This window comes from Loktanella sp. F6476L (genome assembly GCF_023015725.1).
In the GTDB taxonomy this organism is placed as follows: domain Bacteria; phylum Pseudomonadota; class Alphaproteobacteria; order Rhodobacterales; family Rhodobacteraceae; genus Yoonia.
In genome coordinates this window covers 580,592-600,390 of record NZ_JALKAR010000001.1, presented here as the reverse complement: position 1 = coordinate 600,390, position 19,799 = coordinate 580,592, and the positions used below count along the sequence as shown (strand labels likewise).

Sequence of the window (19,799 nt, the reverse complement as noted above, 5' to 3'; positions counted from 1 at the left end):
AAATTCTTACTGAGACGCTAACAGATCAGCGCCTTTTGCACTTGCATCATGCTTGGGCAACGTCACGCGGAAAGCAGCCCCCTTCTGCCCCGGCAAATAACTGATTTCACCGCCAAGCCGACCAAGGATTTCGCGACAAATCGCAAGACCTAGCCCCGCGCCGCCCGCTTTGCCTTCGTCTTCTATCCTTGCGAATTTTTCAAAAATCATCGTTTGATTTTCGGTGCTGATCCCATCACCATTATCAATAAAATCAATGACATCCCGTCCATCAACGACCCGCACCTTGATACTAAGAATTGGACTTTCAACGGTGCAATACTTCTGCGCATTTGCGATCACATTCACAAACACCTGCACCAGCCGATCCAGATCAGTGGTCAGGGTCACTTCTTCGCGGCTGCGGTTCCGCAAAATCTGCAAACCGCGTTCTTGTACGCCAGACGCCCCGATGGCCCGATCCAGCAAATCAGACAACTGCCCGGTATGAATGTGCAGCGTCACCTGCCCGTTTTCCAACACCGACAAGTCCAGCAGATCATCCAGCAAACGCGTGAGCCGTAAGGCTTCATCGTGGATAATGCCCGCATATTTCCCGTGGTCTTCAGGCGACATATCCATATCGCGTAAGATTTCCGAGAACGATCTGATGGACGTCATCGGCGTGCGTAACTCGTGCGAAATCTGACTAAGGAACGCATCCTTTTGGATCGAAATCGCCGTCAGTTTTGTGTTTGCATCGCGCAAAGCACGCGCCGTTCGTTCTTGTTCGGCCGACTTCGCCTCAAGCTCGTTTGAATACTCAAGGATTTGCGCGGCTTCATCGGCCACAGCAATCAAGTCTTCGACCGAAATCGCAGCCCCTTCCGTTAATTGACCGACCATCGCATGGGCCGTTGCCGCGCCGACAGACCCAGCCAGTTCGCGTTCAAGGCGCACGACAAAATCTGGCGTGACGTCAGGCAAATACCCTTCTTTCCCCTGCTCTTCCGCCGATTTTTGGAACAATCGTTGCGCTTCTGCCCCTCCCAAAATGCGTTGCGCCATGATCAACAGATCATCGGCACGCGCACCGCTATTTGTCCAAGACGTTGTCCCCGCCGACATCTCGAACACGTTGACAAATTGCGCACCCTGCAAGCGTTCCAACGGCGTTGGGAAACTGAAGACGGACCCGATAAAGAAGGCCAATGCGTTCAGAACGAGCGACCACATCAAGCCGTGAACAAGGTCATCCATGCCTTCAAGACCAAACAACGCATGGGGGCGCAGCCACCACATCCCCATTGGCCCGTTCGCAAGAACAGTCTCGGAAATAAAGGCGTCCGCGCCAAAACTGGGAATATACAAGGTCCACAGCCAAACGACGAAACCAGTCACGAGGCCGAGTACAGCCCCAACGCGCGTCGCACCGCGCCAAAAGATGGCCCCTAGCAGCGCTGGCAACACCTGAACCGCACCACTGAACGACACCAAACCAATCGCTGCCAGCGCCGCCCCGCCTGCAGAGACGCGGAAGTAAAGATAACCTAGCGCCAAGATACTCGCGATGGATAACCTGCGCGCCAAAACGTTGACGTTGCGAATATCGCCAGAGACGAGCGCGCCTTGCGGTCGACTGCTGAGCCATAATGGAACGATAATATGGTTCGACACCATCGTGGCCAAAGCAATAGTAGAGACGATCACCATCGACGTGGCCGACGAAAAACCGCCCAAGAACGCCAGCATCGCCAGCCCGTTTTCTCCCTGCGATAGCGGCAATGTCAGCACGAACAGATCGGGGTTCGCCCCTTCCGGCATCAATCGCAGGCCTACGACTGCGATGGGCAGGACAAACAGCGACATCAGCATCAGGTAAATCGGGAAAGCCCAACTGGCCATGTGCAGGTTCCGCTCGTCCGGATGTTCGACAACCAACACCTGGAACATGCGCGGCAAACAAATGAACGCGGCCGCAGACAGGAAAATAATCGCGACCCAACGACCTCCTTGCGGTTCAAACTGGGCAATTTTTGATGCGTCAATCTGGTCCAGCACCGCAGCGGGCCCACCCGCGAGCCCCCAGATCACAAAGACCCCGACGGCGACCAAGGCCACTAGTTTCACGACAGCCTCAACGGCAATCGCAATCACGATCCCGCTGTGCCGTTCGTTCGCATCCAGACTGCGCGTCCCAAATAGGACCGTGAAAATGGCCAGCCCAACAGCAACCCACAGCGCTGTCGTATTCAAATCGGCCTGTTCCCAAATCCCACCACTTACCGGCACAAATGCGGAAAACGATTGGGTCACGGACTTAAGTTGCAGCGCAATGTAAGGCGTTGCGGCCACCACGGCCATGACGGTTACAATCGCGCCCAACCAACCGGATTTCCCGAACCGGCTCGAAATCAAATCCGCGATCGACGTGATCCGCTGCGTGCGCCCAATCCGGACGAGACGACGCAAAATCCACCACCATCCGATCATGACCAGCGTGGGGCCAAGGTAGATTGTGACGTATTCCAACCCCGATCGGGCCGCATAGCCAACCGCCCCGTAAAAGGTCCAAGCCGTGCAATAAATCGACAACGATAGCGTGTATACGAACGGACCGCGAAGCCATGATGCTAAGGTCGTGCGCGCCCGCCGTTCCGCCCAAAATGCAACCAAAAACAAGAACGCGACGTAGGCAAGCGACACAAAGACAAGCAGGTTAAACGACATACGTCACCGCCCCTTCATGTGAGTGCGTCGTCACTTTTGTCCGGTGATCCTTCCGGCGATAGGCTGCGTGTAATCACCGCCGCGACAATAATCAGGATCACCCACACTGCAAAAATATAGAGCCCAACAGAAGACGTGGCAGGGATCAATCCAGACATAATCGGCAAAATCCACGCCAGAAACCCGACAAACGGCAGCATCCGGATCACATCCCGCAATCGCCGCTGCCGATAAGACGCACGTGCCAGATAAAGCGGCATCTTGGCGGCCGATATGGTCGGTGTAACGGGTCTTAGGGGTTTCGGATCGTCCTGCATCTAGGCCGTTTCATCCATCAACTTGCGGACATAATCCTTCACGTCCTGATTAGAAAATGGCTTTGTCATGAAGTGGTTAGCACCCAGTCTTAATGCAAGTTCGCGATCTTTGACTTGCCCACGTGCCGTCAACATCATGACCGGTAGATTTTCAAAATCAGGCTCCGCGCGAATATCACGCAAGATATCAAAACCGCTGCGACCAGGCAACATGACATCAAGAATAATCAGATCAGGCGGCGTCGCGCGGACCTTATCCATCGCGGTTTCGCCGTCTTCATGTGTATGAACAGTCCACCCGTCACGCGACAGAATAAAGCTGATCGCTTCGATGATATTTGGTTCGTCCTCGATCAGCAGGACCCGTCTACCCATGATGTTGCTCCCCCCGAATGACGCCATGGTAATTTTCTTGCGCAGAGTATTGCGGCAATGCGCGGCCCTGTCAAAGCCCGAAACGCCAAAAACACTGACCAGCTGATCGCGCTACGCCGCGACGAACAACCTCAAGATGTTTCGCACACGAAACAACTTATGTAAAATCGGGATTTCCAAAACCTTAACAAAACGAAGCGCTTATCGCGCACAATTAAGATTTCACCTCAATTGCGGAAGGTTCACGGCGCGCCGCACATCCCGAACGTGGGCAAACCCTGCAAGACACGCCGGCCTTGATCGGTTCCTGCAAACCAGGGGCCGGATCAGAGACAACCAACATTGTCGTCTCAAGCACGGGCGCCGCGCTGAAATCAGCATGCGTTTTAGGCACAGCAATCGCGTAACACATAAACCGCGCCCCAGCCTGCCCCGGCAAAACGACCTCTGATTTGATGGGGCGCATGGGCTGCGTCAGTGCGGCGTACAGTGGCCATAACGGACACCCTGCCGTGAACCGAGACGGCGCAAATCCGGGAACTGTTTTCAGATAAGTCAACGCGCCGGTTTGATCTGCGATAGCCAACCCCATCGGCGGAAGGCCTACATCAGCAGGCAACCCGCCAAGCCTGCGCAACACGGCGGGCAAGTCTGCGTCAAACTGTGCGGCAAGGGTCGACGGATCACCATGTGCGGCGACTGCGGCAGGCACGAAGGTGGCGCGCGGCATAAGACGCACGTCTTTGCTGAAGCGTACCAAATATTGCAGTAAAACCTCGCGGCCTTCCCGTGACAATGCGGGCGCATCATAGTCGCGCAGCAAAGTTTCAGGCGCTGCGTTTGGATGCGCCTCTACCCAATCTAACAATTTGTTTTCGCGCAATAAAAAGGCTTCAACTTCTTCGAACCCCGTCAGGTGTTCGCGCGACGATGCAGCTTCTGTCGGGGGTTCAAGGTAGGCGACCAAGGCTTCGCTTTCGACCGCCAACCGCCGGCTATCGTCGTGGATGTTAACGTGAAACCTGCGCTGCCAATCGGCATCAATATTATCGTCGTTGGCCAAGATACCCGCAGTCGCGCGGATCGACGTCACAGCCGTAATCACGTTGTGCAACGCGCCCGCCAATGCAGGGTCATGGGTCATACGGTCACGCAGAACGCGCACTTCGGCCTCTAACGTATCAACCCGTGCCTCTTGCGCAGCAATCAACCCCGCCCACCCCGGAAAGCGGGTCGCAAGATCTTCTGCACGGTCCGTTTCAATTGGTTGCGACGTCCGCGCAGCGGCAGCCCGCATACCATTCAAAACAGCGGGTTCTGCCCCCTCGGACAAACTGGCCGGATCAGCGTTCAAGGCGCGTGCGAGCGACTGTAGCAATTTCCCGCCGATTCTGCGTTTGTTGTGCTCGATCAAATTCAGATAGCTAGCGGAAATGCCCGCGGCGTCGGCCACATCAGCCTGACGCATTCCTTGATCCAAGCGGCGTTCGCGAATGCGAGACCCTGTCATTGCGTGGGCTGCCAACCGATTTCTCCAATACATATCAGACGCTTTCTGCGCCCGTTCGATAATCAATTTACAAGATTTACAGAATTGGAGTCCAGTACTTTACAAAAAAATGACCCTTGCACAAAGCACTGTTGGTAACGCGGGGTCACGCCGCCAAGATGGCATCAGCATGTAAAATGCGAGCTGTGTTCGGTAGGAGGCTGGATATAGCGAAATCAAAATGGGAGGATTTTAATGTCCAATTCTAACTTCTCACGTCGTGGCGTGTTAAAGACAGGCGCCATCGCTAGTGCCGGTCTTGCTGTTCCGACGTATCTCCGTGCTGATGGCCACACTGGCTACACAAACGCACCGGGTGACGGCGGTTCCGTGAAAATCGGTTTCAACGTTCCACAAACAGGCCCTTACGCTGAAGAAGGTCTTGACGAACTGCGCGCGCAGGAACTGGCTGTTGAGCACCTCAACGGTATCGGCGACGGCGGCATGCTGAACACATTCTCTGAGAAGAACCTCGACGGTACAGGTATCCTGGGCCGCAAAGTCGAGTTCGTCACAGGTGATACGCAAACGAAATCTGACGTGGCACGTGCATCTGCACAGTCCATGATCCAGAAAGACGAATGCATCATGATCAACGGCGGCTCATCTTCTGGTGTTGCCATCGCGGTTCAAGGTCTGTGCCAAGAAGCTGGCGTGATCTTCATGGCTGGTCTGACGCACTCTAACGACACAACTGGTAAAGATAAGAAAGCCAACGGCTTCCGTCACTTCTTTAACGGTTACATGTCTGGTGCGGCTCTGGGTCCGGTTCTGGAAGCAGAATACGGTAACGAGCGTAACGCTTACCACCTGACAGCTGACTACACATGGGGCTGGACACAGCAGGAATCCATCCAAGGTGCGACAGAAGCGCTGGGTTGGAACACAACCCAGAACGTTCTGACACCAGTTGGTGCGGGTGACTTCTCATCCTACATCGCGCCTGTTCTGAACTCCGGTGCTGATACGCTGATCCTGAACCACTACGGTGGGGACATGGTGAACTCTTTGACACAGGCTGTTCAGTTCGGTCTCAAAGACAAGCAGGTCAACGGTAAAGACTTCACGATCATCGTGCCGCTCTACTCTGAACTGATGGCCGCTGGTGCGGGTTCCAACATCCAAGGCGTGTTCGGTTCTATGAACTGGAACTGGCAGCTGCAGGATGAAGGCACAAAAGCTTTCGTTAAATCCTTTGGCGAAAAGTACGGCTTCCCACCATCCGGTGCGGCGCACACATGCTACGTTCAGACGTTGCTGTATGCGGATGCTGTTACACGTGCTGGCACGTTCAACCCTTGTGGCGTTGCAGAAGCTCTCGAAGACTTCGACTTCGACGGCATGGGCAACGGTCCAACATCTTACCGTGGCGCCGACCACCAGTGCTTCAAAGACGTGCTGGTCATGAAAGGCACGGACAACCCAACCAACCAGTTCGATACACTGGAAATCGTGGAAGTTACGCCACGTGCACAGGTTGAGTACGCACCAGATCACCCAATGTTCGCCGGTGGCGACCTGGGTGCATGTAACCCTGGCGCATAAGCTAACCAAATCCGAGATCGGCACACCGTGCCGGTCTCACCCACCCCGGGGGAGCGGGGCGTAAACGGCCATCATCACGATGCGCCGTATCAGTAGAGAACTGGTAAAAAGAGGCGGGGTCGATGGACGATATTATCCTTCAAATTCTCAACGGTTTGGACAAAGGCTCTGCTTATGCATTGATTGCCTTGGGTCTGACGTTGATCTTCGGGACACTAGGTGTGGTGAACTTCGCCCACGGTGCCCTTTTCCTGATCGGTGCATTCTGCTCGGTCACAGTGTCACGTCTACTCTCGATTAGCTTTGAGAAGATTGACGAGACCCAAACAGATTTCTTGGGCAATCCGCTGAAGGTCGAAACACCTTATGTGGTGGAATGGTTCGGACCTGAAATGGGCATGAGCCTGATCGACTGGGCTGTGCCTATCGCAATTATCTTCGCAATCCCTGTGATGATCCTTGTCGGTTTCGCCATGGAACGCGGCTTGATCAAGCACTTCTATCACCGCCCACACGCGGACCAAATCCTCGTGACTTTTGGTTTGGCCATTGTGATCGGTGAGATCGTCAAGGCAAACTTCGGCGCAAACCCAATCCCAACCCCAGCGCCTTCTGCATTTGCAGGTGCGATGGACTTTGGTGTGCTCATGGGATTTGAACCAAACGCGATCATCTATCCGATCTGGCGCTTGGTCTACTTCCTCTTCTCTATGGTCATCATTGCTGCTGTGTTTGCTTTCTTGCAGTTCACGACATTCGGCATGGTCGTGCGTGCAGGTATGGCAGACCGCGAAACAGTTGGCCTGCTTGGCATCGACATCGACAAACGCTTTACCTTTATGTTTGGTCTTGCGGCTGCGGTCGCCGGTCTGGCCGGTGTGATGTACACACCAATCCTGTCGCCGAACTATAACATCGGTATGGACTTCTTGGTCCTGTCCTTCGTCGTGGTTGTTGTTGGCGGTATGGGGTCATTGCCGGGCGCTGTTCTGGCGGGCTTCTTGCTGGGTATTTTGCAGTCCTTTGCTTCGATGAACGAAGTCAAAGCGATCCTGCCGGGTATCGACCAAATCATCATCTATCTTGTTGCAATCATCATCTTGCTGACCCGCCCACGTGGCCTGATGGGACGCAAGGGCGTGATGGAGGAATAATCATGCTTGGTATGAACGGAAAAGACACCGCTCTCTTCATCGTGGTCTGCCTGATGGTTTTGGCAGCCCCGATCCTACTCAACCCTTTCCCAACGGACAGTGCCTTTGCGCAGTTCAACGCGGGCTACCCTGCCCTGTTGCAGCGGTTCGTGATCTTCGGGATTTTGGTCATCGGGTTTAACATCCTGTTCGGCCTGACAGGTTACCTGTCCTTCGGTCACGCCGCTTTTCTGGGTGTGGGTTCGTTCGCAGCCGTTTGGATGTTCAAACTGCTGTCCTACAATATCGTCCCTGCAATCATCCTGTCGGTAATCGTCGCTGGCCTGTTCGCGGTCGTCATCGGCTACGTGTCCTTGCGTCGGTCCGGTATCTACTTTTCGATCCTGACACTGGCCTTTGCACAGATGATGTATTCCATCGCCTACTCCGACTTGGTCGGTAAGGTTCTGGGGACGCCAATCACCAACGGTGAGACTGGCCTGCAGGTCTACAACGACGATCCACAGATCCTGCAAGGGGCGGATGCACCAATCACACCGCACCTGTTCGGACTTGAGATGAACGGGTCTGTCACATGGGATGTGGGCGGCTGGAGCTTTGTTTTCCAGAACGGTTACTACCTTGCTGGCCTCTTCATGATCGCGTCCTTCTACCTTGCGATCCGCATCTTCCGGTCGCCGTTTGGCCTGATGCTGCGGTCCATCAAGTCCAACCAGCAGCGCCTGAACTACACTGGCATTTCAACGCGTCCTTACATGCTGACGGCCTTTGTCATCTCTGGGATGTATGCGGGTCTGGCTGGTGGTCTGCTGGCTGCGATGGATCCACTGACAGGTGCGGAACGGATGTTCTGGACTGCGTCTGGTGAGATCGTGATCATGTCCATCCTTGGTGGTGTTGGCACGCTGATCGGCCCAATCTTGGGCGCTGGTGTGATCAAATACATGGAAAACATCGTATCCACGATCAACGACACTGTGGTGCACGGCTGGTTCGCTTTTATGCCGGAAGGTCTTGAGAACTTCTTCGTGGCGGTCATCCACCCGTTCATCGGTAAGGGCTGGCACCTGACACTGGGCCTTGTGTTCATGGCAGTTGTGATCTTCCTGCCAGGTGGTCTGGTCGAACTTGGTCAACGCATTGGCGCAAAGTTCAGCCGCAAGAAAACAACTGACGCCTCTGATGGCGCCACGACACCAGCTGAATAAGGAGCAATATGATGGGTATCCTTGAAGTAAAAGGCGTCAACAAACGCTTCGGCGGTTTGCAAGCGCTTGGTGACGTGAACCTCAGCGTCGCTGAGAACACAGTCCACGCGATTATCGGCCCAAACGGGGCCGGTAAATCCACTCTGCTGAACGTGCTTGTTGGAAAACTGATCCCTGATAGCGGGTCGGTGATGTTCGACGGTCAATCTGTGCTGGGGCGTCAGCCCTACGAGATCAACCAGATGGGCATTAGCCGCGTGTTCCAAACACCTGAAATCTTTGCCGATCTCACCGTGTTTGAAAACGTGATGATCCCGTGCTTTGCCAAACGTGACGGGGCCTTCCGGCTTCACGCGATCGGCAGCACACGCCACGAGACTGACATCCACGAGACCGCGGAAGCGATCTTGGAAGACGTCAACATGCTGGAAAAGCGTCACATGGTGGCATCCAGCCTGTCACGTGGTGACAAACGTCGCTTGGAAATGGCGATGTGTCTGGTGCAGGAACCGCGCCTGTTGCTGTTGGACGAACCGACTGCGGGTATGGCCCGTGCCGATACGAACAACACGATTGATCTGCTCAAAGAGATCAAAGAAAAGCGCGACATCACCATGGCGATCATCGAGCACGACATGCACGTTGTGTTCAGCCTTGCAGAACGGATCACTGTTCTGGCGCAAGGTACGCCGCTGGTGGAAGAAACACCTGAAAACATCAAAGGCCACCCGAAAGTGCGTGAAGCGTACCTCGGCGAAGCACAGGTGTAAGGAACAATCCAATGAACCAACCATTCAACAAAAACGCCAACAACGCGGCAACCCATCCTGCATTCCTCAGCGTGTGGGAGATCGAAGCGTACTACGGCGAAAGCTACATCGTTCAGAACGTCAGCTTTAATATCCACGAAGGCGAAATTCTAGCCCTGCTCGGTCGGAACGGTGCGGGTAAAACATCAACACTGCGCACCATTGCGCGTCTTGATGACCCCGCATTGAAGCACGGTGAAATCTGGCTGGACCACCAACCGCTTCACGACATGAAAGCCCATCAAGCCTCTGCCGCAGGCATCGCGCTTGTGCCAGAAGACCGGCGCATCATTGCGGGCCTGACGGTTGAAGAAAACCTGCAGCTCGCCCAAATCGCCCCGCCAATCGGTTGGTCGCTTGAGCGAATCTATGAACTCTTCCCGCGCCTTGGCGAACGTAAGAAACAAGAAGGTGTGACACTGTCCGGTGGCGAACAACAGATGCTTGCCATCGCTCGCGCCCTTGCACGCGATATTAAGGTTCTTCTGTTGGACGAACCTTACGAAGGTCTGGCCCCGGTCATCGTGCAAGAAATCGCAAAGACACTGAACATTATCCGCGATCAAGGCATTACAACCGTGATTGTTGAGCAAAACGCGGTTGCTGCGTTGAAGCTGGCGGATCGGGCGGTGATTCTTGATACGGGCACCGTGGTCTATGACGGCTCTGCTCAGGAAGTTCTGGAAGACGAAGCACTGCGTGCGCAGTACTTGGCGATCTGATTTTATTGCGGACAATTTTATCCGATTGTCCGCAATTCATACTTTGCTAAGGAAATTGACGGAAACTAGACCAATATGGTGTCAATCATTGAGGTCAGAAATGGAAGTTTCCTTAGCGCCACGCGCCGCACCGCAATTTCAGAACGACGTAGTAACACATCAAGCCGCGCCTGCTGTCGACGAAGAAACCAGTAGAACAACAGCGAAAACACCTGACGAAACCCTCACCGTCAGTGATCCACGGTCAAAAATCGATAAGGCCCCGCTTCTAGGTCTGTCAGAAATCGAAAAACCTGCCCTGACCGAAGAACAGACTTTGAAGCCTTATGGCGTGATAATGCTACCAATTCGTGAAGATGACGAAGCCACGACACGGAAGCTTTGACCTGTCAATTCCGACGCTCCGTCACTTTCCCTGATGCTCTGGCTTTCCACTGCGTCACCGTTCCCCTATAAGCGTCCCGATTGATACCGCGCAAAAGCGGATCTGAGGAACTTTGGGCAACGGGCCGAGGACGACATGAGCAAAAAAACCTCTCACGACAGCGACGTCAGCTTTATCCAAGCATTGGCAGAATTGCTGCGCGAAAATGATTTGACCGAATTGCGTGTCAAACGCGATTACGCCGAAAACGACAGCCTTGATGTACGTGTCGGCCGCTATGCGCAGCCAGCACCACAACAGGTCGTGGCCGCAGCCCCAGCACCCGTTGCTGCTGCACCGGCGGCAGCCCCTGCCGCAGCACCAGCTGCCGCACCCGCAGGCGGCAGCGAAGATCCAGCAAGCCATCCGGGCGCTGTAACATCGCCAATGGTCGGCACAATCTACATGGCACCAGAACCCGGTGCTGCACCTTTCGCGGCCGTGGGCAAAACAATCGCTGAAGGTGAAACATTGTTGATCATCGAAGCGATGAAAACAATGAACCACATCCCTGCCCCCAAATCCGGCACGATCAAACGGATCCTGGTCGAAGACGGCGCACCTGTCGAATTCGGCGCACCACTTGTGATTATCGAATAAGGGGCAGCCAATGTTCGACAAAATCCTCATTGCCAACCGCGGCGAAATCGCCTTGCGGGTGGTGCGTGCGTGCCGTGAAATGGGCGTGAAATCTGTCGCGGTCCATTCGACAGCCGATTCCGACGCGATGCATGTCCGCATGGCCGACGAAGCGATCTGCATCGGGCCGCCATCAAGCGCGCAATCCTACCTTTCGTTTCCGGCCCTGATCTCGGCGTGCGAGATCACAGGCGCACAGGCGATCCACCCGGGCTACGGCTTCTTGTCGGAAAACGCTGCATTTGTGCAGGCTGTCCAAGACCATGACATCACGTTCATTGGCCCGACAGCCGAACACATCCGCGTCATGGGCGACAAAATCTCTGCGATTGAAACCATGAAAGAACTGGGCGTGCCATGCGTTCCTGGCTCTGGCGGTGGTGTTGATACGCTGGAAGCTGCACAACGCATTGGCGCTGAAATCGGCTATCCGGTCATCATCAAGGCCACTGCAGGTGGCGGTGGTCGCGGCATGAAAGTCGCCGAAACCGCGAAAGACATGGAACAGGCGTTCTATTCTGCGCGGGCCGAAGGCAAAGCCGCATTTGGCAACGACGAAGTCTACATCGAGAAATACCTGACAACACCGCGCCACATCGAAATCCAAGTGTTCGGTGACGGTAAAGGCAACGCGGTCCACCTCGGCGAACGCGATTGTTCCCTACAGCGGCGCCACCAAAAGGTCTTCGAAGAAGCCCCCGGCCCCTGCATCACGCCAGAACTGCGAGAACGCATCGGTAAGGTCTGCGCGGACGCGGTTGCGAAAATTAACTACATCGGTGCCGGGACAATCGAATTCCTGTTCGAGAACGATGAATTCTACTTCATCGAAATGAATACGCGTTTGCAGGTGGAACACCCTGTTACCGAAGCGATTTTTGGCGTCGATCTTGTGCGCGAACAGCTGCGCGTGGCTTCTGGCCTGCCCATGTCGTTCACGCAGGACGACCTGAAAATCAACGGTCATTCGATCGAGGTCCGGATCAACGCAGAAAAGCTACCGAACTTTTCGCCCTGCCCCGGTACGATCACACAATACCACGCACCGGGTGGTTTGGGCGTTCGGATGGATTCGGCGCTTTACGACGGCTACCGCATCCCGCCCTACTACGACAGTTTGATCGGCAAATTGATCGTACACGGCCGCGACCGCCCAGAAGCGTTGGCGCGTTTGGCCCGTGCCTTGGGCGAATTGATCGTGGACGGGGTCGATACGACGATTCCACTGTTCCACGCGCTTTTGGCGGAAGAAGCGGTGCAAACCGGCGATTACACCATCCATTGGCTCGAGGAATGGTTAGACGCCAACCTCGCTTAAACCATTGAGTAATCAAGACGAAATCGAATTGACGCCAGACCTGTTGCTGCAAGGCTACCGGGCTGGCGTTTTTCCGATGTCAGAAACACGCGACAGCGAAGACGTGTTCTGGGTCGATCCCCGCTTTCGCGGCATTCTACCCCTCGACGGTTTTCACATCTCTCGGTCTTTGCGCAAACGACTGCTGCGCGGCGACTACAGGGTGAGCTTTAACACCTGTTTTGCGGACGTTGTGCGCGGTTGTGCGAACCGCGATGAGACGTGGATAAACGCTACGATTTTTGATCTCTACAAGGCCCTGCACGACCAAGGCGACGCGGCCAGCTGCGAGGTTTGGCAGAACGATACGCTTGTGGGCGGTGTCTACGGCGTCACAATCGGCAGTGCCTTCTTCGGCGAAAGCATGTTCAGCACGGCCACCGACGCATCCAAGGTGGCACTGGCCTACCTGACAGACAAGTTGCGGACAGATGGGTTCACACTGTTTGACACGCAGTTCATCACCGACCATTTGGCCAGTTTAGGCGGTGTTGAAATTCCCAGATCGGCCTATCACGCCTTGTTGCGTGATGCCTTGCAACAGACCGCCGAATTTACACCAAGCCGGCAAATAGCCTCAGCTCAGGACCTGATACAGCGCAACACCCAGACGTCGTAACGCGGGTGCTCCATCGCGTTCAGCGCAGGCGCAGAGGCGATCAGCCAGCCTTGAAATGCCGGATCAGCGTTATCCCGATAAGCCACTGTAATGTTTGCAAAAGCATCACCCGACGGGTTAGCGCGCGGATAGCGGCATTCTTCGAGCGTGAGTTTAAGATGCCCGATATCACGGGTTTCGCCGTTCGTCATTTCAACGTCGGTCACGGTGCCGTTCAGCTTATCCAGCACCCGCAATTCACCGCCAACGGCGGTTGCTGCCTGCTGGGCAACAGCGCCAAAAGGCAGCATCGCAAGCGCAGTACTAAGAATCAAAGCCTTCATTGCGTATCCCCGTCCCCGGTCACAAATTTCAACAACAAGGAAATCAAACTGATCGCGCCCTGCGTATCTTCGATTTCTTCGCCCGGTACAAAGTTATCCAGCGACCCGCCCGGTACAATCTCTACGAAACTACCGCCTAAAACGCCTTCAGATGCGATGGCCACAGCGCTGTCATTCGGAATTGCGACGCCGTCTGCGAAGGACAGCACAACGTCAGCGCGGAATGTATCAGGGTTCAGCGTCAGCGCACCGATCTGGCCGATCTTCACGCCAGCAAGGCGGATATCGGTTCCCGTCGTGATCCCTTCGGCGGACCTGAAACTCGCCGTCAAATCATACCCTTGGGACGATTTGCCTAGGCCAGCGGCCTGAGCTGCGTAAAATCCAAACCCAAGGGCCACAGCCAAAACAACGGCCCCAACAAGCGTCTCTGTCCGGTTCTCACGCATGATCAAACCACCACGGGGCCCGTTTATTCGGGGCTCCACGCCTCGTAATCGCTACGGGATTTTGGTGTAGCCGCACGCAAAGATCCAGCTGGTGCATAGGCATTCACGGTACCCGTCAGGTTAACCTGATGCGGCTGTTCCCATGATTTGTGGACCAGCGGTTTGTCGGTGGGTGGTTCGTCCCATGTCCGGTGCAACCAGCCATGCCAATCGGGATCGATGCGGGACGCTTCAATGTCACCGTTGTAGATCACCCAACGACGGCTATCGTCTGCATTACGGTAAAAGATGTTCCCTTGACCGTCTTCGCCGACTTTTTCACCGTTCCGCCAAGTCCAGAACTGCGTGCCGAAGGATTGACCTTCCCACCATGTGAAAATGCGTTTGATTGTGTAGCCGATGCCCATTGCGCGTCTCCAATTCGTCCCCGCTGTCATGCCCCAATTGATGTCAAACGTCTAGTCCGACAGATGTGGTCAGGCGGGTGTAAGCCCAAAATCTTTGGCGAAAGTTTACGCGTCTGGCGCCAGCGCGGTCACTTCGATCTCAATTTTGTATTTCGGATCAATCAACACGCAGCTAATCATCGTCGCAGCCGGAGGATTCTCGCCAAAGGTGGCACGCAACAGCGGCCAGCATGGTTTAAAATCGTCAGCATTCGGCAGGATATAACGCACACGCACGACATCGGCCATCTCGGCCCCTGCATCCGCTAGCGCGGTTTTGATCACCTCAAGCGCGCCGTGGCACTGGGCGACGACGTCGTCGGGGACATCCGTGCCGGGATAAACGCACCCCGACACATGCACAAAGCCACCTGCGACAACAGCACGGCAATATCCGATCTTATCCTCGAAAATACCGCCTGATGTCATACGCTTCATCCGTTAGCTCGCTGTTGCGGGCTCTTTTTCCGATGATTTTGCATCGTCGTGGATCATCAATGGGGATGCGTCTGGACCAACCGCCTCTTCGTTCACGACAACTTCGGTCACTGTGTCCATGCCCGGCAGGTCAAACATCGTATCAAGCAAGATGTCTTCCATGATAGACCGCAAACCACGTGCACCTGTTTTGCGTTCGATTGCACGTTTCGCAATCGCCTGCAGGGCGTCATCGGTGAATGTCAGCTTTGTGTTCTCAAGTTCGAACAGACGCTGGTATTGCTTCACAAGCGCGTTTTTCGGCTTGGTCAGAATGATGATCAGCGCATCTTCGTCCAGATCGGTCAGCGTCGCGATCACAGGCAAACGACCAACGAATTCAGGGATCAAACCGAATTTCAACAGATCTTCTGGTTCGAGATCGGTAAACACCTCGCCCACACCACGTTCGTCGACGTCTTTCACTTCCGCCCCAAAGCCCATAGAAGAGCCTTTACCGCGCTGTGAAATAATCTTGTCGAGACCTGCAAACGCACCGCCACAGATGAACAGGATGTTCGTCGTGTCCACTTGCAAGAATTCCTGCTGTGGGTGCTTCCGGCCACCCTGCGGCGGAACAGAGGCTACAGTGCCTTCCATGATCTTCAGCAGCGCCTGCTGAACACCTTCGCCCGATACGTCACGGGTGATGGATGGGTTGTCAGATTTCCGTGTGATTTTATCAACTTCGTCGATGTAGACGATGCCGCGCTGCGCGCGTTCAACGTTGTATTCGGACGCCTGCAACAGCTTGAGAATGATGTTTTCGACATCTTCACCGACATAACCGGCTTCCGTCAGCGTTGTCGCATCGGCCATTGTGAAGGGCACGTCCAGAATACGGGCAAGGGTTTGCGCAAGCAGTGTCTTACCACAACCGGTCGGGCCGATCAGCATGATGTTAGATTTCGCTAACTCAATGTCGGATTTATCCGCGTGGTTCAGGCGCTTGTAGTGGTTGTGTACGGCCACAGACAGCACGCGTTTCGCATGCATCTGACCAATGACATAATCATCCAGAACGCCACAAATCTCGGTCGGTGTTGGCACACCTTCACCGGCTTTCAGACCAGCGGATTTGGTTTCTTCGCGAATGATGTCCATGCATAGTTCGACACATTCGTCGCAAATGAAAACGGTTGGACCCGCGATCAGTTTGCGCACTTCATGTTGGCTCTTGCCGCAAAAGCTACAATAGAGGGTGTTTTTGCTGTCGCTGTTGGACGAATTCGCCATTATCTTCCCCTTGGCCGGACGGCCATACTGCTGCCGTGAACTGCTTACCGACCCAAGTCTAGGGCAGCACGCACCGGTCCACAATGTCAAAATGTCTACCGCACGGTGGTGTTAACAGGGTGTTAACACCACCGTGCGGAAGTTGATTATGCGTCTGCGTCGTCGTCTTTCGCGCGGTTTGTCACGATTTCGTCGATCAGGCCCCAATCTTTCGCTTCTTCAGGCGACATAAAGTTGTCGCGCTCAAGTGCGGCTTCGACTTTTTTCAAAGTCTGGCCTGTGTGCGTCACGTAGATCTGGTTCAAACGATCTTTCAGCTTCTGGGTCTCTTGGGCGTGGATCATAATATCCGTTGCCTGACCTTGGTAACCACCAGATGGCTGGTGGACCATGACGCGGCTGTTCGGCAGTGAGAAACGCATGCCTTTTTCACCAGCTGTCAAAAGCAATGACCCCATGGATGCCGCCTGCCCGATAACCAGCGTGGACACCTTCGGTTTGATGTATTGCATCGTGTCGTAGATCGACAAACCGGATGTCACAACGCCGCCTGGGCTGTTGATATACATAGAGATTTCTTTTTTCGGGTTCTCGGCTTCAAGGTGCAACAGCTGCGCCACAACAAGCTGGGACATGCCGTCATGGACAGGCCCATTCAGGAAAATGATCCGCTCTTTCAGAAGGCGCGAAAAAATATCGTAGGCGCGTTCACCACGGGCTGTCTGTTCGACGACCATAGGCACGAGGTTCATGTATGTTTCGACTGGATCTTGCATCGGCTGTGCCTCACTCCGGGATGGCCTTTGACCATCATTACTTCAAATGTCCTGACAGAGTCTTAGTGTCGCCTGACAGGGGCTTCAAGGGCGGCTGTTTCATCTTGGCGATTTGGATTGACAAGTGCGTTAGCCGTGACTTACGGTAAGCTATGACTTACGAAATGACAATAGCCGCTTTGGCCGACCCGACCCGCCGCGCGATTCTTGCGTGTTTGCGCGATGGCCCCCTTGCCGTCGGGGCATTGGCCGAAGGTTTGCCTGTCAGTCGTCCAGCGGTCAGTCAGCACCTGAAGGTATTGTCAGACGCTGGCCTGCTAAAGGTCTCGCAACACGGAACCAAGCGCCTATATACCATCGACCCGCGTGGCGCGGATGACTTGCGCCGATATCTTGACAGCATGTGGGATGACGCGCTTGACGCATTCGCAAAAGCAGCGCGCGACAAAGCCGCGCAAAAGGATAAATCATGATCCCAATTCACAAAACGACGCATGTCCCGCTTTCGCCAGCCGAAGCGTTTGATCTATTCATGGCGAACCTCGATACGTGGTGGCCTAAAGACCGGCACGCGTCAGACCCAACCGCCAAATTGATCGTGGAACCCCGCAAAAATGGGCGCATCATCGAAATTTGCGCGGATGGTACACAAATCCATTGGGGCACAATCATCGGATGGGACGCCGACCGCTACATGGCCTTCACATGGCACCCTGACGGTGATGAAGACGCGGCGACGATCGTGGCAGTGTCCTTCAAACAAACGGCGGATGGCTGCCAGCTTGATCTGACGCACGGCGGCTTCGACGTTTTGGGTGATATCGCCGATGCCGTCAGCACGTCCTATCTGATCGGATGGGACTTAACGCTCGGGTCCTATTGTTTTGCGGCGTCAAAGCTGCGGGTCATTGCTTGATTTCACACTGCATCGCGATAGCTGTCGGTGATGATTGACCCGACATATACCGCTGCCCTCGCCCGCCTGAACGCATTCACGCCGCATGCGGGCTTCGACTACGCGACCAAACGCAACTACGACCGCCCCGACCATCCTCATGTGTCGCAACTGTCGCCCTACTTGCGCCATTGCATCATCACTGAAAACGAAGTGTTGCAGGCCACGCTTGCCCGACATTCCCCCAAAGCGGCTGATAAATTCATCGCAGAGGTATTCTGGCGGACCTACTGGAAAGGCTGGCTGGAAATGCGCCCTTCCGTTTGGACATCATACAAGACCGATCTGCAAGCCGCGCAAAACCGTATCCAAACCGAATCCGGACTGCGCGCCGATTGGGAAGCCGCCTGCAAGGGCGAAACCGGCATTGATTGCTTCGACCATTGGGCAAAAGAACTGGTCGAAACGGGTTACCTGCACAATCACGCCCGCATGTGGTTTGCGTCGATCTGGATTTTCACGCTGCGACTGCCGTGGACCTTAGGGGCGGATTTCTTTCTGCGGCACCTGCTCGACGGTGATCCGGCATCAAACACGTTATCTTGGCGTTGGGTCGGGGGGCTGCAAACCCTTGGGAAAACCTACCTCACACGGCCTGATAACATCGCAAAATATACGGACGGGCGGTTCCAGCCCAAAGGATTAGCAACCGAAGCGATCCCTTTGGATGGCACGCCACCACCGCCACCGACTGACATTCCAACCAGCGATTCAATCGACCCAACCGCGCGCACCGGTTTGTTGGTGACAGAAGAAGACCTATCGCTTCATTATGTATTCTCGGCCTGCAATCCGGTCGCCACGATCACCCTCAACGCCACCCAACACCGCAGCCCAAACCACGTCAGCCCAAAAGTCACAGATTTTGCAGGTGCGGCCATCACGGCCGCAACGACGCGCTTCAGCGATCAGAATGGTCCCGTATCAGACGACACAGACATCACCGCATGGGCGCAAGCCAATCAAATCACGCAGATCGTGGCAGCCTATGCACCCGTCGGACCCGCAGCCGATCAGTTGGCCGCGCTGAAACCTCAACTCGCAGTAGCCGATATCACGCTCTGCCAAGTCGTCAGACCCTACGATTCAGCGGCTTGGCCCTATGCCACCAAAGGCTTCTTCAAATTCAAAGACGCGATCCCCAAACTGCTTCCCCAACGTCACCCCTGATATGATATACTTGTAAACACCACATAACGCTTATCTAAAACCGAACGACACCAATCACTCTAAGGGGCCGACATGCCAACAACGCTGAAAATCAACGAAACGTCCTACGATATTGATTTGCCAGACAATGTGCCCCTTCTTTGGGTCCTGCGGGACGAAGTCGGTCTTCCGGGCACAAAATTCGGATGTGGTGTTGCAGCGTGTGGGGCCTGCACGGTCCATATCGACGGCGAAGCGGTGCGGTCTTGTCAGGTCGCACTCGCAGACGTGTGGGGTGATGTGACAACCATCGAAGGCCTTGGAACACCCGACAACATGGCGATCATCCAGCAGGCATGGGTCGACAACCAAGTCGCACAATGCGGCTACTGCCAGTCGGGTCAAATCATGCAAGCCGCTGATCTTTTGGCGAATAATCCCGAACCAACGGACCAAGACATCGACGATGTGATGCAGGGCAACCTATGCCGCTGCGGCACCTACCCGCGCATCCGCGCTGCCATCCATGACGCCGCCACAAAAATGAAGGAGGCTTGATCC

At 55.0% G+C, this 19,799-nt stretch carries 23 protein-coding genes; 13 read left to right on the top strand and 10 right to left on the bottom strand.

The genetic code is table 11. The annotated features are described in order from the left end of the window. Positions 1–6: 6 nt before the first annotated feature. The 4 genes from MWU61_RS03040 to MWU61_RS03025 all read right to left on the bottom strand — a co-directional run bounded on the left by MWU61_RS03040 (position 7) and on the right by MWU61_RS03025 (position 4,944). Positions 7–2,709 carry a sensor histidine kinase gene (locus MWU61_RS03040; RefSeq protein WP_247126711.1) on the bottom strand — a complete coding sequence of 901 codons (2,703 nt, stop codon included), beginning with the start codon at positions 2,707–2,709 and terminating at the stop codon, positions 7–9. 14 nt (positions 2,710–2,723) lie between these two features. Beyond that, positions 2,724–3,026 (bottom strand): hypothetical protein, encoded by a 303-nt coding sequence (locus tag MWU61_RS03035; protein WP_247126709.1) that lies wholly within the window; start codon positions 3,024–3,026, stop codon positions 2,724–2,726. After that, positions 3,027–3,401: a response regulator gene (locus MWU61_RS03030; RefSeq protein WP_247126707.1), complete on the bottom strand. Its 375-nt coding sequence runs from the start codon at positions 3,399–3,401 to the stop codon at positions 3,027–3,029. A 214-nt stretch (positions 3,402–3,615) separates the two neighbouring features. Continuing rightward, positions 3,616–4,944: an XRE family transcriptional regulator gene (locus MWU61_RS03025; RefSeq protein WP_247126705.1), complete on the bottom strand. Its 1,329-nt coding sequence runs from the start codon at positions 4,942–4,944 to the stop codon at positions 3,616–3,618. A 201-nt stretch (positions 4,945–5,145) separates the two neighbouring features. Here MWU61_RS03025 and MWU61_RS03020 point away from each other — a divergent pair, with 201 nt between their 5' ends. The 9 genes from MWU61_RS03020 (at position 5,146) to aat (ending at position 13,427) form a co-directional block, all read left to right on the top strand. Next, on the top strand, positions 5,146–6,495 hold the full coding sequence (locus MWU61_RS03020; RefSeq protein WP_247126704.1) for a substrate-binding protein: 1,350 nt from the start codon (positions 5,146–5,148) through the stop codon (positions 6,493–6,495). Positions 6,496–6,617: 122 nt separating this feature from the next. Further along, complete coding sequence (locus tag MWU61_RS03015; RefSeq protein WP_247126702.1) at positions 6,618–7,649, top strand: branched-chain amino acid ABC transporter permease; 1,032 nt, start codon at positions 6,618–6,620, stop codon at positions 7,647–7,649. Positions 7,650–7,651: 2 nt separating this feature from the next. Next, positions 7,652–8,857 carry a branched-chain amino acid ABC transporter permease gene (locus MWU61_RS03010; protein WP_247126700.1) on the top strand — a complete coding sequence of 402 codons (1,206 nt, stop codon included), beginning with the start codon at positions 7,652–7,654 and terminating at the stop codon, positions 8,855–8,857. A gap of 11 nt (positions 8,858–8,868) precedes the next feature. Beyond that, positions 8,869–9,627, top strand: coding sequence for an ABC transporter ATP-binding protein (locus MWU61_RS03005; protein ID WP_247127206.1), 759 nt, complete (start codon positions 8,869–8,871; stop codon positions 9,625–9,627). Between the two features lie 11 nt (positions 9,628–9,638). Beyond that, entirely contained in the window at positions 9,639–10,388 is a 750-nt protein-coding gene (locus tag MWU61_RS03000) for an ABC transporter ATP-binding protein (RefSeq protein WP_247126698.1), read from the top strand. A 100-nt stretch (positions 10,389–10,488) separates the two neighbouring features. Then, a complete protein-coding gene (locus MWU61_RS02995; RefSeq protein ID WP_247126696.1) occupies positions 10,489–10,773 on the top strand; it encodes a hypothetical protein in 285 nt (94 codons plus the stop codon). Positions 10,774–10,908: 135 nt separating this feature from the next. Then, positions 10,909–11,412: an acetyl-CoA carboxylase biotin carboxyl carrier protein gene (gene accB / locus MWU61_RS02990; protein WP_247126694.1), complete on the top strand. Its 504-nt coding sequence runs from the start codon at positions 10,909–10,911 to the stop codon at positions 11,410–11,412. A 10-nt stretch (positions 11,413–11,422) separates the two neighbouring features. After that, a complete protein-coding gene (gene accC, locus MWU61_RS02985; RefSeq protein ID WP_247126692.1) occupies positions 11,423–12,769 on the top strand; it encodes an acetyl-CoA carboxylase biotin carboxylase subunit in 1,347 nt (448 codons plus the stop codon). A 4-nt stretch (positions 12,770–12,773) separates the two neighbouring features. Next, positions 12,774–13,427, top strand: coding sequence for a leucyl/phenylalanyl-tRNA--protein transferase (gene aat, locus MWU61_RS02980; RefSeq protein WP_281501908.1), 654 nt, complete (start codon positions 12,774–12,776; stop codon positions 13,425–13,427). Here aat and MWU61_RS02975 read toward each other — a convergent pair. The 6 genes from MWU61_RS02975 to MWU61_RS02950 form a co-directional block, all read right to left on the bottom strand. Continuing rightward, positions 13,391–13,750 carry a DUF2155 domain-containing protein gene (locus MWU61_RS02975; protein ID WP_247126690.1) on the bottom strand — a complete coding sequence of 120 codons (360 nt, stop codon included), beginning with the start codon at positions 13,748–13,750 and terminating at the stop codon, positions 13,391–13,393. The two genes, aat and MWU61_RS02975, sit on opposite strands and share 37 nt — an antisense overlap. Next, entirely contained in the window at positions 13,747–14,199 is a 453-nt protein-coding gene (gene mlaD, locus MWU61_RS02970; RefSeq protein WP_247126688.1) for an outer membrane lipid asymmetry maintenance protein MlaD, read from the bottom strand. The genes MWU61_RS02975 and mlaD overlap by 4 nt, the downstream gene beginning before the upstream one ends. A gap of 23 nt (positions 14,200–14,222) precedes the next feature. Then, positions 14,223–14,606, bottom strand: a complete 384-nt coding sequence (locus MWU61_RS02965) for an NADH:ubiquinone oxidoreductase subunit NDUFA12 (RefSeq protein ID WP_247126686.1) — start codon at positions 14,604–14,606, stop codon at positions 14,223–14,225. A 105-nt stretch (positions 14,607–14,711) separates the two neighbouring features. Further along, the gene (locus MWU61_RS02960; RefSeq protein ID WP_247126684.1) at positions 14,712–15,083 is read right to left on the bottom strand and encodes a RidA family protein; all 372 of its coding nucleotides are present in this window, start codon (positions 15,081–15,083) and stop codon (positions 14,712–14,714) included. 3 nt (positions 15,084–15,086) lie between these two features. Continuing rightward, entirely contained in the window at positions 15,087–16,358 is a 1,272-nt protein-coding gene (gene clpX, locus MWU61_RS02955; RefSeq protein ID WP_247126682.1) for an ATP-dependent Clp protease ATP-binding subunit ClpX, read from the bottom strand. A gap of 146 nt (positions 16,359–16,504) precedes the next feature. Then, a complete protein-coding gene (locus tag MWU61_RS02950; protein WP_247126680.1) occupies positions 16,505–17,134 on the bottom strand; it encodes an ATP-dependent Clp protease proteolytic subunit in 630 nt (209 codons plus the stop codon). Between the two features lie 152 nt (positions 17,135–17,286). Between MWU61_RS02950 and MWU61_RS02945 the strand changes: the two genes are divergently transcribed. From MWU61_RS02945 to MWU61_RS02930, 4 genes are all read left to right on the top strand, one after another. Beyond that, positions 17,287–17,607 (top strand): metalloregulator ArsR/SmtB family transcription factor, encoded by a 321-nt coding sequence (locus MWU61_RS02945; protein WP_247126678.1) that lies wholly within the window; start codon positions 17,287–17,289, stop codon positions 17,605–17,607. Then, the gene (locus MWU61_RS02940) at positions 17,604–18,050 is read left to right on the top strand and encodes an SRPBCC domain-containing protein (protein WP_247126676.1); all 447 of its coding nucleotides are present in this window, start codon (positions 17,604–17,606) and stop codon (positions 18,048–18,050) included. The genes MWU61_RS02945 and MWU61_RS02940 overlap by 4 nt, the downstream gene beginning before the upstream one ends. 30 nt (positions 18,051–18,080) lie before the next feature. Beyond that, a complete protein-coding gene (locus MWU61_RS02935; RefSeq protein ID WP_247126674.1) occupies positions 18,081–19,259 on the top strand; it encodes an FAD-binding domain-containing protein in 1,179 nt (392 codons plus the stop codon). A gap of 72 nt (positions 19,260–19,331) precedes the next feature. Next, positions 19,332–19,796 (top strand): (2Fe-2S)-binding protein, encoded by a 465-nt coding sequence (locus tag MWU61_RS02930; protein ID WP_247126672.1) that lies wholly within the window; start codon positions 19,332–19,334, stop codon positions 19,794–19,796. Positions 19,797–19,799 lie beyond the last annotated feature (3 nt).

Excerpts from the sequence above, each read along its gene's own strand:
- MWU61_RS03040 (WP_247126711.1), bottom strand. The coding sequence starts at position 2,709 with ATGTCGTTTAACCTGCTTGTCTTTGTGTCGCTTGCCTACGTCGCGTTC.
- MWU61_RS03035 (WP_247126709.1), bottom strand. The coding sequence starts at position 3,026 with ATGCAGGACGATCCGAAACCCCTAAGACCCGTTACACCGACCATATCG.
- MWU61_RS03030 (WP_247126707.1), bottom strand. The coding sequence starts at position 3,401 with ATGGGTAGACGGGTCCTGCTGATCGAGGACGAACCAAATATCATCGAA.
- MWU61_RS03025 (WP_247126705.1), bottom strand. The coding sequence starts at position 4,944 with ATGTATTGGAGAAATCGGTTGGCAGCCCACGCAATGACAGGGTCTCGC.
- MWU61_RS03020 (WP_247126704.1), top strand. The coding sequence starts at position 5,146 with ATGTCCAATTCTAACTTCTCACGTCGTGGCGTGTTAAAGACAGGCGCC.
- MWU61_RS03015 (WP_247126702.1), top strand. The coding sequence starts at position 6,618 with ATGGACGATATTATCCTTCAAATTCTCAACGGTTTGGACAAAGGCTCT.
- MWU61_RS03010 (WP_247126700.1), top strand. The coding sequence starts at position 7,652 with ATGCTTGGTATGAACGGAAAAGACACCGCTCTCTTCATCGTGGTCTGC.
- MWU61_RS03005 (WP_247127206.1), top strand. The coding sequence starts at position 8,869 with ATGGGTATCCTTGAAGTAAAAGGCGTCAACAAACGCTTCGGCGGTTTG.
- MWU61_RS03000 (WP_247126698.1), top strand. The coding sequence starts at position 9,639 with ATGAACCAACCATTCAACAAAAACGCCAACAACGCGGCAACCCATCCT.
- MWU61_RS02995 (WP_247126696.1), top strand. The coding sequence starts at position 10,489 with ATGGAAGTTTCCTTAGCGCCACGCGCCGCACCGCAATTTCAGAACGAC.
- accB (WP_247126694.1), top strand. The coding sequence starts at position 10,909 with ATGAGCAAAAAAACCTCTCACGACAGCGACGTCAGCTTTATCCAAGCA.
- accC (WP_247126692.1), top strand. The coding sequence starts at position 11,423 with ATGTTCGACAAAATCCTCATTGCCAACCGCGGCGAAATCGCCTTGCGG.
- MWU61_RS02975 (WP_247126690.1), bottom strand. The coding sequence starts at position 13,750 with ATGAAGGCTTTGATTCTTAGTACTGCGCTTGCGATGCTGCCTTTTGGC.
- mlaD (WP_247126688.1), bottom strand. The coding sequence starts at position 14,199 with ATGCGTGAGAACCGGACAGAGACGCTTGTTGGGGCCGTTGTTTTGGCT.
- MWU61_RS02965 (WP_247126686.1), bottom strand. The coding sequence starts at position 14,606 with ATGGGCATCGGCTACACAATCAAACGCATTTTCACATGGTGGGAAGGT.
- MWU61_RS02960 (WP_247126684.1), bottom strand. The coding sequence starts at position 15,083 with ATGAAGCGTATGACATCAGGCGGTATTTTCGAGGATAAGATCGGATAT.
- clpX (WP_247126682.1), bottom strand. The coding sequence starts at position 16,358 with ATGGCGAATTCGTCCAACAGCGACAGCAAAAACACCCTCTATTGTAGC.
- MWU61_RS02950 (WP_247126680.1), bottom strand. The coding sequence starts at position 17,134 with ATGCAAGATCCAGTCGAAACATACATGAACCTCGTGCCTATGGTCGTC.
- MWU61_RS02945 (WP_247126678.1), top strand. The coding sequence starts at position 17,287 with ATGACTTACGAAATGACAATAGCCGCTTTGGCCGACCCGACCCGCCGC.
- MWU61_RS02940 (WP_247126676.1), top strand. The coding sequence starts at position 17,604 with ATGATCCCAATTCACAAAACGACGCATGTCCCGCTTTCGCCAGCCGAA.
- MWU61_RS02935 (WP_247126674.1), top strand. The coding sequence starts at position 18,081 with ATGATTGACCCGACATATACCGCTGCCCTCGCCCGCCTGAACGCATTC.
- MWU61_RS02930 (WP_247126672.1), top strand. The coding sequence starts at position 19,332 with ATGCCAACAACGCTGAAAATCAACGAAACGTCCTACGATATTGATTTG.